The 12,685-nt window shown below is 67.0% G+C and carries 11 protein-coding genes; 1 reads left to right on the top strand and 10 read right to left on the bottom strand.

Going from position 1 to position 12,685, the window contains the following annotated elements; all coding sequences use genetic code 11:
• Nucleotides 1-27: 27 nt before the first annotated feature.
• The 8 genes from BMW54_RS01015 to BMW54_RS00980 all read right to left on the bottom strand — a co-directional run bounded on the left by BMW54_RS01015 (nt 28) and on the right by BMW54_RS00980 (nt 9,957).
• The gene (locus BMW54_RS01015; protein WP_090052208.1) at nt 28-1,419 is read right to left on the bottom strand and encodes a sensor histidine kinase; all 1,392 of its coding nucleotides are present in this window, start codon (nt 1,417-1,419) and stop codon (nt 28-30) included.
• A 13-nt stretch (nt 1,420-1,432) separates the two neighbouring features.
• On the bottom strand, nt 1,433-2,767 hold the full coding sequence (locus BMW54_RS01010; protein ID WP_090052206.1) for a sigma-54-dependent transcriptional regulator: 1,335 nt from the start codon (nt 2,765-2,767) through the stop codon (nt 1,433-1,435).
• A 75-nt stretch (nt 2,768-2,842) separates the two neighbouring features.
• Complete coding sequence (locus BMW54_RS01005) at nt 2,843-4,066, bottom strand: ABC transporter permease (protein WP_090052204.1); 1,224 nt, start codon at nt 4,064-4,066, stop codon at nt 2,843-2,845.
• Complete coding sequence (locus BMW54_RS01000) at nt 4,063-5,367, bottom strand: ABC transporter permease (protein WP_090052202.1); 1,305 nt, start codon at nt 5,365-5,367, stop codon at nt 4,063-4,065. Before BMW54_RS01000 ends, BMW54_RS01005 begins: the two co-directional genes overlap by 4 nt.
• Before the next feature lie 10 nt (nt 5,368-5,377).
• Nucleotides 5,378-6,592: an ABC transporter permease gene (locus BMW54_RS00995; RefSeq protein WP_090052200.1), complete on the bottom strand. Its 1,215-nt coding sequence runs from the start codon at nt 6,590-6,592 to the stop codon at nt 5,378-5,380.
• Nucleotides 6,593-6,602: 10 nt separating this feature from the next.
• Entirely contained in the window at nt 6,603-7,910 is a 1,308-nt protein-coding gene (locus BMW54_RS00990; protein ID WP_090052198.1) for an ABC transporter permease, read from the bottom strand.
• A gap of 27 nt (nt 7,911-7,937) precedes the next feature.
• Entirely contained in the window at nt 7,938-8,648 is a 711-nt protein-coding gene (locus BMW54_RS00985) for an ABC transporter ATP-binding protein (protein ID WP_090052197.1), read from the bottom strand.
• A gap of 37 nt (nt 8,649-8,685) precedes the next feature.
• Nucleotides 8,686-9,957 (bottom strand): efflux RND transporter periplasmic adaptor subunit, encoded by a 1,272-nt coding sequence (locus BMW54_RS00980; protein WP_090052195.1) that lies wholly within the window; start codon nt 9,955-9,957, stop codon nt 8,686-8,688.
• 301 nt (nt 9,958-10,258) lie between these two features.
• On the opposite strand from BMW54_RS00980, the gene BMW54_RS00975 reads away from it, so the two are divergent.
• Entirely contained in the window at nt 10,259-11,446 is a 1,188-nt protein-coding gene (locus tag BMW54_RS00975; protein ID WP_090052193.1) for a hypothetical protein, read from the top strand.
• A gap of 84 nt (nt 11,447-11,530) precedes the next feature.
• Here BMW54_RS00975 and BMW54_RS00970 read toward each other — a convergent pair whose 3' ends face one another.
• Both BMW54_RS00970 and BMW54_RS00965 read right to left on the bottom strand, forming a co-directional pair.
• Complete coding sequence (locus tag BMW54_RS00970; protein WP_090052191.1) at nt 11,531-12,124, bottom strand: hypothetical protein; 594 nt, start codon at nt 12,122-12,124, stop codon at nt 11,531-11,533.
• Between the two features lie 94 nt (nt 12,125-12,218).
• Nucleotides 12,219-12,416 (bottom strand): hemin uptake protein HemP, encoded by a 198-nt coding sequence (locus tag BMW54_RS00965; protein WP_090052189.1) that lies wholly within the window; start codon nt 12,414-12,416, stop codon nt 12,219-12,221.
• Nucleotides 12,417-12,685: the final 269 nt, after the last annotated feature.

The following is a 12,685-nucleotide window of genomic DNA, read 5'->3' as shown; positions in this document are numbered from 1 at the left end:
GTGTTCCCGGAGTATAGGGGAAGCGCCTCAAGGCGATTGCGTGGGCAGCACCAGCGTCACGCGGAGGCCGCCGCCGTCGCGATTGGCCAGCGCGATGCGCCCGCCATGCGCCTCAGAAATTTCGCGTGCCAGGGCCAGACCGAGGCCCGTCCCGGACCGCTTGGTCGAGTAGAACGGCAGCAGGGCCTGCGCGAGGACCGTTTCGCTCATCCCGGGGCCGCGATCGGCGACCTCCACCAGCATCTCGCGGCCGACATGGTGCACCGCGAGCGTGACCTCGTTCGCGTCGCCGCCGGCCTCGTGCGCGTTCTTGATCAGGTTGATCAGCACCTGTTCGACCTGGGTCGGATCGAACCAGCCCGGTTGGTCGGGCGCCGCCGCCACGAGCCGGAACGACGCGTGCAGCGCCAGGCCGTCGAGGAACGGCCCCCAAGGCACCTCGCGCGCCTGCGGGGTCGGTAGCTTGGCGAAGCTGGCGTAGCCGGCGATGAAGCTGTGCAGGTGCTTCGCGCGGTCGCCGATCGAGGCGAACACGCCCGGCAATCGGGCGAGGTCGCCGCGCCGGGCGAGCTCGGCGCCCGAATGCGACAGCGACGAAATCGGCGCCAGCGAGTTGTTGAGCTCGTGGCTGATGACGCGGATGACGCGCTTCCACGTGTGGACTTCCTGCCGCGAGAGCTCGCGCGTCATGCGCCGGTAGAGCTGCAGCCGGTGCGGGCGTCCCTGCAGCCGGAACCCACGCTGCGACAGATGGAAGGTCTCTTCGCTCCCCTCCATCTCCACGGAGAAAAGGGCGTCCTCTCCTCCCTTCGCCGCCTCGCGCAGGCTTTCGGGCATGGATTCGAGCACCGTCCCGAAATCGAGGCCGGCGAGCGCCCTTCCCTCGTTGAACAGATGGCGCGCGGCGATGTTGGCGTAGGTCACCTTGCCCGCCGCGTCGGTGAGGATCAGGGCGACCGGCGTGTTCTGCACCACCGTATCGAGCAGCAGCTCGCGCTGCGCCAGGTGCTGCCGCTGGTCGCGGAGCGTCTGACCCAGCGTGTTGTGCATGCGGATCAGGTCGCCGAGCTCGTCGCCACGCGAGGTGCCGATCGACATGCTGAAGTCGCCGTCGCGGTAGCTCGCCACCGCGCTCTCCAGCGCGCGCATCAGGCGGCGCAGCGGTTCCACGAGCGCATGCGCGACCCATGCGGAAAGCGGCAGCAGCACCAGCAGGCAGATGACCAGCGCGGTGCGGCCGTCGAACGATTCCACCACGTGGATCGCGGGCGCCCTGCCCGCCTTCTCCGGCACCTCGCGGATCCAGGCGAGCACCTGCGGGAAGGGCCAGATGGAGACGCCGGCGAAGACCAGCGCGCCGACGATGGCCGAGCCGGCGACGACCAGCGTCATCTTGCCTTCCAGCGAGAGCGTCTTCATCCCGGCGCCCTGGTCAAACGGCCAGCCCGTAACGCTCCATGCGCCGGTAAAGCGCCTGTCGGGAGAGGCCGAGGTTGCTCGCGGCGCGACTCACCACGCCGCCCGCCGACGCCAGCGCGGCCTCGACCGATTCACGGCTGGGCTCGTCGAGGTTGCGGGTCGCCACCGGTGTCGGCGGCGGCAGGTTCAGGTGCACCGGCTCGATGCGTCCGTCGGCGGCCAGCAGCGCGGCGCGCGCGATGGCGTTCTTCAGTTCGCGCACGTTGCCGGGCCACGCGTGCGCCAGCAGCGCTTCGCGCGCGTCCTCGCTGAGCGTGGCACGGCCATCGAGGAAGAACTCGGCGAGCGGAAGGACGTCGTCCACGCGTTCGGAAAGCGGCGGCAGGTTCACGTCGATGACGTTGAGGCGATAGTAGAGGTCTTCGCGGAAGGTGCCCGCGGCGATCATCGCTTTCAGGTCCGCGTTGGTGGCGCTGACCACGCGGACCTTGGCATGGCGCGTGCGACCCGAGCCGAGACGTTCGAACTGCCCCGTTTCCAGCACGCGCAGCAGCTTCATCTGCCCGGGCAACGGCAGGTTGCCGATCTCGTCGAGGAACAGGGTGCCGCCATCGGCCATCTCGAAGCGACCCTCGCGCGCCTTGTTCGCGCCCGTGTACGCACCCGCGTCGGCGCCGAACAATTCGGCCTCGATCAGTTCCCCCGGCAGCGCGCCGCAGTTCACTGCGACGAACGGACCGCGACGGACCGCGGAATTGGCGTGGACGATCGCGGCGATGCGTTCCTTGCCCGCGCCGTTCGGCCCCGTGATCAGCACGGGCACGTCCGAGCGGGCGACCTGGCAGGCCAGCTCGACCGTCCGGCTCATGGCTTCCGAGGCGAAAACGAGGCCGTCGAGGTCGTAGCGGCTTTCCAGCGCCTCGCGACGGCGGCGCCGTTCCACGCGCGCGCGCGTGACCTCACGCGTGGATTCCGAGAGTTCGAGCAGGTTCTCGACCGTCGCCAGCAGCTTGGTGTCGTCCCACGGTTTGGCGAGGTAATCCGCCGCGCCCGCCTTGACGAGTTCCACGGCCGCCTCGAGATGCGTCCAGGCCGTGAGCAGGATCACGGGCAGATCGGTGTAGCGCGACCGGATCTGCTTGAACAGCGCGATGCCCTCTTCACCCGACGTCGTGTCGGCGGTGAAGTTCATGTCCTGGATGACGACGTCGACGCGCTCGCGCGCGAGCGTGGCCAGGCCGTCGTCCGGGGTCAGCGCGACGAGCGCGCGGATGTCGCGCAGGCTCAGCGCGAGCGAGAGCGCCTCGCCCACGGCGGGGTTGTCGTCGATGATCAGTACGCAGCGCATCTTGTCCCTTCGCATGAACGCATGGATGCCTCTCCCGGCGAAAGGGTTGCATCCCCGCCGGCATTCTTTCCCATTCTAGCCACGGGTGGCGACCACCGGGGGCACCGAGGCCGCCCGCAGCGCGGGCGCCAGCACCGCCGCCTGGCCCAGCGCCCAAAGGATCGCCGCTCCCACGGGCAGGTAGACCAGGGGCAGGCCCGGCAATTCGTACTCGCGCATGAGCACGATGTTGATGCCGTAGGCGAGCACCATTCCGAGACCGATCCCCATGCTCGCCAGCAGGAAGTTCTCGGTCTGGAAGTAGCGGAGGATGTCCTTGCGGCTCGCGCCGAGCGCCCGGCGGATGCCGATCTGGCGCCGCCGCTGGCCGACCCAGAAACTCGCCAGGCCCACGATCCCGAGCGCCGTGATCACGAGCAGCGCGATCGAGACGGCGGCGAGCGTGACCGCGGTCGCGCGGTCGTCGGCGAAGAATCGCGCGCGGATGGCCGGATACGTCCGCGCACTCACGATCACCCGGCGTGGATCCAGCCGCTTCAGCGCCTTGACCGCATCCACGAGCGCCTTTTGCGTCTCGCCCTCGCGCGCTCTCACGATATAGCCGCCCCCGGAGGCCGGCACCATCCGCCACGGCAGGACGATCGAGTCGTTGGCGCGGTCGCGCGTGAAACCCGCCGCCCCGGGCAACCGTTCCAGGACACCGACGACGCGGAGGACGTCGCCATGCATGTACAACGTCCTGCCGAGCGGATCGTCGTCTCTGAACAGACGCGTGGCGAGCTCCCGCGTGATCAGGGTCACCGTCGGACCGGGCGCCTTCCCCTCCAGGTGATCGTCGAGCCAGGCGTATTCGTCGGAACGAAAGAAACGCCCCGCGACGAGGCGACTCCCGAGGAGCTCCGCCAGGCCCTCGCCGTAGTAGAGGGTGACGGCGGTGGCCGGCGCGCCCTGCACGGGCGACCGGCTCACGTCGCTGTTCCACGTGGTACCGCTGAACGGCAGGGAGTTGCCGATCGTCGCGGCCTCGACACCGGGCAACCCACGCAGTTCGGCGAGATCGGCCTGCGCGCGCGCGTGGATGTCGCCACGCCGGCCAATGTCCGAGACGACGATGCGCATGAGGCGATCCTCGGCGATGCCGGTGGGCGTCATCATCCAGCCCAGCCGGTCGCCGATCAGGAAGATCGCGTTGCTCACGATCGCGCACGTGAGCGCGATCTGCAGCACGAGGAGCGTCGCGGTCAGCCGATGCCGGCGCAGCGTCGAGAGGATGGGCAGCACGTCGAGGCGCATGATCATTGGCTCTTCAGTTGCAGGGCGGCCGGGACGCGGCACGCGCGCCATGCGGGCACGACGCCCGCAAGCGCCGTGGCGACGATCGACGCCGCGAACGTCGCGGCCAGCATCGTGCCGTCAAGATGCGCCAGCTGCGCCGCGGCGGTCGACTGGAGGCGGACCAGTGCCAGTCCGAGCAACGCGAAGAGAAGACCGCCGACGCCACCGGCGACGCCGATCAGCGTCGCCTCGACGACGAGCTGCGTGAACACGCTGCGCCGCGATGCTCCCAACGCCCGCCGGACCCCCAGCTCGCCCGCGCCTCGCATGAACTTCGCCAGCATCAGCCCCACCGTGTTGACGAGGCAGACGACGAAGAAGCCGAGCGCGATCCACACCTGCAGGCGGACGTCGCCGGGTACGACCTGCCGCTCGTCGAGGTAACGCCGCACGTTGGTCAGGTCCGACGCCGGCGGCCGGGTGAAGCGTCCGAGTGCGACCTGCTCATGCGCATAGCCATCGAGGAACGCGCGATACGACGCGACCGCGGACGCGTCGTCCAGCTGCACCCAGAACTGCAGCCAGAGGCACGACGCGGCCTCCATCCGGTCGTCGTCCGTCCTGCCCTGTCCCCAGCACTCGACACCGCCGTTGCGCTTCAGCTTCAGCTCCCGCGCCACGAACAGCGGCACGAAGACTTCCTCGGCGCCCGCGTATTCGCCGGTGGCGAGGTCGTAGAAATGCGGCACGGCGCGCCATGGCTCCAGCACACCGACGATCCGCAGATCCGCGCCGTCCACGTGCAGCGTGCGACCGACGCTGTTCCTGCCGTGGAAGAGCCGATCGTTCAGCGACGCGGCGATCACCGCGACGCGCGCGTGTCCGTCATCTTCCGCGGCGCTCCAGCCCGCCCCGAAGCGGAATGGCACGCCGAACATCGGGAAGAAATCGCCCGTCGTGTAACGCGCCGTCACCAGATAAGGATCGACCTCGCGCTCGTCGGACTGCACCGCCGTCGCGCCCCCGACCATCAACGCCTGGCGCGCAGCCCGACGCGCGTGGAGCAGATCGACCCCGTCGGTCCACGTCACCTGCGACGGCAGCGCGGCGTACGGGTCGTAGCCGTCGCGGTCGCGTGGATCGAGCCGCGGCAGGAAGACCGATCCGCTGCGCCCCGGCAGCGGATCGCCCGACAACACGTGCAGGACGGTCAACGTCGTCATGCTTGCCCCGATGCCCAGGGCGACGGCCACAATCATCAGCGCCGTCAGCGCCCTGCTTCGCCGAAAGCTGTGCAGGGCGAGTTCCAGGTAGTAACCGAACATCGACGACCCTTCAGACGCTGCGCGTGGCCTCGACCGGCGACACTCTGGAGGCCTTCAGTGCCGGCGCGAACACCGCCGCCTGACCGAGCGCCAGCAAGGCGACCACGCCGACGAGGATGTACGTGAACGAAAGACGCTGCATCTCGAAGTGCGTGAACATCCACTGGCTCATCCCGATGGCGAGGACCACGCCGACCACGACACCCGCCAGCGCGATCAGGAAGTTTTCGGTCATGAAGTAGCTCAGGATGTCGCTGCGCCGCGCGCCGAGCGCCCGTCGCACGCCGATCTGCTTGCGCCGCTGCCCGACCCAGAAGCTCGACAGACCCACGATGCCGGCGGCCGTTATGGCGAGAAGGACCGCGCAGACCACGCTCATGAGGATCGCCATGCCGCGGTCCTTTTCGTAGGCGCGGCTGCGGACCATCTCGAACGTGCGCACGCCGTACTTCTCCGGCAGCACGCGCATGCGGTTCACGTCGTAGAGCGTCTTCGCCACGGACCTGAACACGGCATCCTGCTGGCCCGGCTTCGCACGCACCAGGAAGATCTGGTAGCTGCTATTGAACGTCAGCGGCATGATCGTCACCATCTCCTGAAAGTCGACGTCGGTCCACGGCACGGTCAGCCTCGCGACGATGCCGATGATGGTCGAGGGGCGGCCCTTGGAGTAATACACCGTCTTGCCCAGGGCATCGCCATTGGGGAACAACTTGTCCGCGAGTTTCTTGGTCACGATGACCTGCGGCGGCGCCGGACGATCGTCGCGATTGAAAGGCGTGATCTCGCCGGCGTTGAAATTGCGGCCGGCGATCAGCTGCACGCCAAGCGTCTTCAGCGCGTGCTCGTCACCGAAGTACAGCGCCGTCTGGACGCCGTCCTTCTGGCCGTCCGGCTTCAGCTGCACGCCGGTGGACCAGCCACCCTGGCGCAGCGGAAAAGCGTTGGTGGCGTACGCGTCCTCCACGCCCGGCATCGCGCGCAGGGCCTGGATGTCCGTCTTCACCAGCGGCACGTACGACGCCGGCGTGCCGACGTAGCGATTCTGGATCGCCACGACGTCCGATTCGTTCATGCCCGTGGTGCGGCTCACGCGCTCGACGCGTTCGTGGACGATGAACAGGGCGTTGCACACGATGGCCAGCGTCAGCGCGATCTGCAACGCGATGAGGATCGTGCCGGCCTTGTGCCGCCGGAGGGCCGAAAGAATGGGTCTGATCTGCATGGGACGATCCTCAGTTCGACTTCAGCTGCCAGGCCGGCTGGACCTGGGCGGCACGCCATGTGGGGTAGAAGGCGGCGATCACCGAGGCGGCGATCGAGACGACGAGCGTCAACACGACCAGCACCGGATCGAGCTTGGCGAGCCGCGCGATGGGTTCCGGGAAGACGAGACCGACGCCAAGGACGCCGAGGCCGGTCAGCAGGAGGCCCAGCAGGCCGCCCGCGACGCCGATGGTGCCCGCCTCGATTAGGAACTGCGCGTAGATTTCCTTGCGCGAGGCCCCGAGTGCGCGACGCACGCCGATCTCGGGAGCGCGACGAAGGAACTTCGCCAGCAGGAGACCCACCGTGTTCACCAGGCAGATCGCCAGGAAGCCCAGCGAGACGATCAGCGACACCTGCGACTCCGGCGGCACCACCTCCTGCACCGACAGCCAGTCGACGACGTTGCGCAGGCGGACGTTCGGCGCCCAGCGGAAGCGACCCGTGCGCTGCTGCTCGGCGGCGTAACCCGTGAGGTACTGGCGGTACGCCTGTTCGTCGGCCTTCGTCGGCAGTTCGGTCCACAGCGACAGCCAGATGCACTCCGAACGCAGATAGGCGTCCCACCCCTCGCCCGGCTCGGACACGCAATTGTTGTTGCCGTCGTTCGGGAACTTCAGGTCGACCGCGCGGTTGAAGGGAACATAAAGTGCCGCGCCTTCGTCGAAGCCCTGGGTGTTCGGCACGTCGAAGAACAGGGGCTGCGGCGCCCAGTCCTCGATGACGCCGGTCACGCGGAACAGGTGGCCGTCGAGGTTGACCTGCTTGCCGACGCTCTGTCCGCCGTTGAACAGCTTGTCGTTGAGCGACTTCGTGATCACCGCGACGCTGGCGTGCTTCTCGTCGTCGTCCAGCGTCCAGCCGCTGCCCTGCAGGAACGGCACGTCGAACATCGGGAAGAAATCGGCGCCCGTCGCGTACGCGCCTTCGCGCACCGGCAGTCGCGCCGGATCCTCGGGGATGACCGACACGCCGATCGGGTACGTCACGGTCTGGCGCTTGGCGTTGTGCGCGCGCAGCAGCGTGGTCGCGTCGATGTACGTGAGCGCCGGCGGCGGCTCGTTCTTCTTGATGTTCTCCGGGCCCCAGTTGTCCACCTGCACGTTGAAGAGCACGTCGGACTTCTGCGGAATCGGATCGCGCGACGTCGCGCGGAACACCGAATAGGTGGTCATCGACGCGGCCACGCCGAACCCGATGGCCATCACCATGAGGGCGGTGAGCATCGGGTTGCGGCGCAGGCTGCGCAGGCCAAGCTGGAGGTAGTAACTGAACATGGGGCCCCCGGGACGGTAGGGTCGGGATCAGGAATGCGCGGCGTGGGCGTGCGCGTGGAAGCGCGGCTCCTCCGCGAGATCGACCACCTGCCCGTCGATCACGTGGACGTTGCGCTGCGCGCGGGCGGCGAGTTCGGGGTCGTGCGTGACCATCACGATGGTCGCGCCCTCGCGGTGGATCTCCTCGAGCAGCTCCATCACGCCGCGCGCCATCTGCGTGTCGAGGTTGCCTGTGGGTTCGTCGGCCAGGAGCAGGCGCGGCGAGCCGGCCAGCGCACGCGCGATGGCGACGCGCTGCTGCTGACCGCCCGAGAGTTCGGCGGGGTAATGCTTGGCGCGCGATGCCAGTCCGACGCGCTCGAGCGCGTCCATGATGCGCTGCTTGCGCTCGGCCGCCTTCATGCCGCGGTAGCGCAGCGGCACCTCGACGTTGTCGAACACGTTGAGGTCGGGAATGAGGTTGAACGCCTGGAAGATGAAGCCGATCTTCTCGTTGCGGATGCGCGAGCGCGCGTTGTCGTCCAGCTGGCTCACCTCGACTCCGTCGAGATGATAGTGGCCACCCGTGAACGTCTCGAGCAGGCCGGCGATGGTGAGGAAGGTGGTCTTGCCCGACCCCGAGGGACCGGTGACGGCGACGAACTCGCCCTCCTTCACGTCGATGTTGAAGTCGCGCAGGGCGTAGGTCTCGACGACTTCCGTGCGGTAGACCTTGGCGAGGTGGGTCATCTTGAGCATGGGGTGTCCCTCGGGTGATGGTGTGTGGTGTGGTCGGTCAGCGGCTGATGGCGACGTGTTTCGCGTCGCCGAAGGTATCGGCGCCGGAAACGACGATCTTGTCGCCTTCCTTCAGGCCGTCCAGGATTTCGACCTTGTCGATGCTGCTCGCACCGACGCGGATGTCGCGGCGGTCCGCCATGCCGTCGTTGACGACATAGGCGTAGCGGCCGGCGCTCTCGTCGACGAACGAGCCACGCTGCACGGTGAGCACGTTGTCGCGACGATCGAGCAGGATGCGCACCGAGAGGCGCTGGCTCTGCCGAAGCTGTTTCGGCGTGTCGCCGTCGAAGCGCAGGCGCGCCGACACTTCCCCGTTCACCACCTCGGGCGACACGGCGCTCACCTTGCCGTCCCACTGCTTGCCGTTGCCGCTGATCTCGCCCGGCATGCCGATGGCGAGGTCGCGCGCGAAGCTCTCCGGCACCTTCATCTCGACTTCGAGCGCCGACAGGTCGATGACGCTGAGCAGCTGGGCATCCTTGGCGACCGTGGCGCGCTCGGCGATGAAGAGCTGGCCGACCTGCCCGTCGACGGGCGACTTCACTTCGAGGTCGTCGACCTGTCGCTCCAGGTCCTTCACCATCAGCACCTGGCGGTCGTGGGCGAGCTTCTTCGCCTGCACGTCGAACGTGAGGCTGTCGTTGTCCATCGCGAGGTCGGTCTTCGCGTGCTTGGTGGTGATCTGCGCCTTGTCGAGCGTCGACTTGGCCTTGTCCACGTCGGCTTCGGGCACGGCGCCCTTGCTGAAGGCGCCCTGGTAGCGCTTGAGATCGCGCTCGGCGGTGGTCTCGTCGACGCTCGCGTTGTCGAACGCCTTCTGCAGCTCGGAGCGTTTCTTCTTCGCTTCGATCTGCGAACGGAGGTACTCGACCTCCATCGCGTCGGCGGCGGATTTCTCCTGCGCGAGCTTGCTGGTCAGCTCGGGGCTGGTGACGACGGCCAGCACCTGACCCTTCTTCACCACATCGCCCGCATGCACCTTCAGCACGACCGCGCCGGCGGATGCCGCGTACATGGTCGGGCTCACTGCCGCGACCACCTTGCCCTCGGCCGCGATGTCGCGGACGAAGGGGCCGCGGGTGACCGTGGCGAAGTTCAGGCGCGACGCGCTGACCGAGCTGTCCGCCGAAAACATCGTCGCGACGCGCGGCGCCGCCAGCGCGAGCAGCGCCACGGCCGCGACGCCGCCTCCGATGAGGAGGAGCTTGCGGTGCCGGTTCGGGCGGACTTCGACGAGACGGTCCTGAGCGGAGGTATCGCGGATCATGTTGGCTTCCCTGAGGTGCTTGCCGATCCATGCAGCAAGCGCCGTGCCAAGAAATGAACCACCATGGCATCAATAACTTAGCCTCGCACTCGCAGGCAACATAGTGTCCGCGGACAGATCGCGCGGACACTTGGCCGCGGCCGGGCAGACGGGTACAAATCGTGTCTTTCCGCCAACGACCGTCCGGCGCGGGTTACATGACGAGCGCGCGGACTGCTACGCGGTTGCTTACGTCGAACGGCATATCGACGAATGCAACTCGACGCGGCAAAACGGAACAACATCCAGGGAGGGTAAGATCATGGCCACTAAGGCAGCGATCAGAGTCATGGTGCTCGGTGAGCCGGGGCAGGGAAAAACGACGCTTCTGAATGCGCTGTCGAAAGTGAGCAACTCACTCTACGGCACCCGCGTTCTCACATATGAGGATATCCCGACCCGCCGCGAACGAGTGAACGATTCCGACATAAGGTACGAGTGGAAGGAGATGAAGGCTCAATCCAGCACCCGTACGCTATATTTGGCCGAAACCTCCGACACAAACGCACTGACGACCTGGATTTTCGCGCAGCCGAACCGGCTCTCCGGTACCGGTGCCCTCTGGGTTTGCTCGGCTCTGGAATATCCTGGTGAAACGGCGCGGAAGCAGCTGGAATTGTTGCGCGTAGCCGCTATCCGCGACATCGTCGTCTTCCTTGGCAAGGCAGAGACCGCATCCGAACGACAACTGGTCAATGTGGAGGCAGCGATTCGCTCGATGCTGCAGGAGCTTGGTTTCGCGGCGGATTCCACACCTGTCATTCGAGGATCGGCGCAGGACGCTCTGAACGATATAGAACCCGCCCTTGGCGCCGAAGCGGTGGCCGCATGCATGGACGCCTTCGATGTCGCAGTGACGCTTGAAGCGGACAAGCCGCTGATCATGGAACTGAAAGATGTTTCGACCGACGGTAGCAGTTTCTGGGGCCTAGTCCGGCGCGGAACCCTTAGGACTGGACAGGCCGTTGATCTCGTAGGCCCTCGCGCAAGACAGACGGCGAATGTAACGAGAATCATCCGATATGGCGAAGAGGTGACCGAAGCATCGCCGGGTGACGTGACCTGCAGTCTGAGTATCCCGGTCGACCAGCCTTTGGCGGTCATGAACCGCTCGGGTCCGGTTGTGGTCGGGGCGCAGTCTATGGACGCTCACACCTCCGTGGAGATCCACGCGTACGTGGTAAAGGCAGAGAACACCGGCGGGTATGGCCTACCCCTGATCTCCGACACGCGGGCGATCTCCGCCAGACTTCGGGTGTGGCATTTCGACGTTAGCTGCACAGTGCAAATGCTGACGGGAGAGTTGGCCACGCCTGGCAGCCGGGTGGTCTTGTCCTGTGTTGTCCACGATGCGGTGGCACTCGAAGCGGGGACTTCCGTCACCGTGTTCGTTGACAAAAGCACGGGACCAATCGTTGTTAATGGCTTCGTATCAGTCTTGAAGGAGTGAGGGGCGCGGCGCCGACTCACCATACGTTATACGTTGGAGGCACCAAGCTGCGATCCGCGATCAGCTTCTTGCGCGCCCTTCGCCTCAACGCTGTTCCGTGGCGGCGCAAGAGGAACCGTAGCTCACTTCCGCGGCCACCGACACGGCGATGTCGCGCGCGACTCCGCGACCGAGGGACGAGATCGGCGCGTCGCAGGTGCCGAGTACGGTGAAGCCGGCCATGCGGCGGCGCGTGAAGCAGAGCACGCGGGCGCGCGACGCCCGGAGCCAGTCGCGATCGGGAGCGCGGTGAACGGGCGCATCGGACGGCGTCGCGCCAGCGAACAGGCCGTCCCACGCCAGGTAATCGGTGTCCGGCAGGAGATAGATGCGGGCGACCGTGTCGCCGTCGCGGCTCACGCAGTCGATCCACTCGCGCGGGCCTTCCGCGGTGATCGCGCAGGTGAGGCCGACATGGTGGGTCGCCAGCAGCGGCGCGAGTCCCGCGGATTCGACCAGGCAGCCGTGCGGTCGTGCGGTTTCGGCCGACGTCGCGATGTCCTGCCGCGCGAGGTAAAGCACGCCACCGAGCTGCCCGAGCCCCTCGAAGAGCGTGCGAGGCTTCAGTCGCAGCCAGCGCGTGGTGGCGTTGGAACGGGCGCGCGACTGCACGCCGAAGGATGCGAGCCAACCGAACATGGACGTCTCCCGAAGACGAAAGCGTTGCGAAGGGTGCCTGGCTGGGCGGTCCGGGGAGAACCCGCGTGGCTTGGCGTCGGGGAGAGGGTGACGCTTATTTCGTGAGGATCAGCTTGTCGTTGCGCGTCAGGCGCAGGTGGTACTCGCTGCCCTCGTGCTCGATGACGAGTTCGCGCGATCCATCGAGCAGGTTTTTGCTCTGGATGCGGCGTGCGGCGACCGGCGCCGGACGGAGCGGCACGACCCTGTCACGGCCGCCGTTGTCGGTCAGGGGGAGCGTACGAAGAAGCATGGTCTTGACTCCGCTGATGGGTGCGGAGTTGATGATAATGATTCTCACTTGCGCGTCAAGCGATCCTCTCCGCGTGGGAGCGCACCTGGGCGCGATTCGGTCTTGCCGAGGCTCCGGGATCGCGCCCAGGTGCGCTCCAACAGCCTCTCTTGTCACCCCGTTTGTGCTTTTTCTCATACCCGGAACTATCAAGCCGTGAAATGAAGGGCCTACAGAACCCACGTAGCCAGCGGCCCACAGCATCGTTCGACATCTTCCGATTGTCATAA

It is taken from the genome of Luteibacter sp. 329MFSha, assembly GCF_900111665.1.
Classification (GTDB): domain Bacteria; phylum Pseudomonadota; class Gammaproteobacteria; order Xanthomonadales; family Rhodanobacteraceae; genus Luteibacter.
Note: the sequence above shows the minus strand (reverse complement) of the source record. Positions and strands in the feature narration are given on the sequence as shown.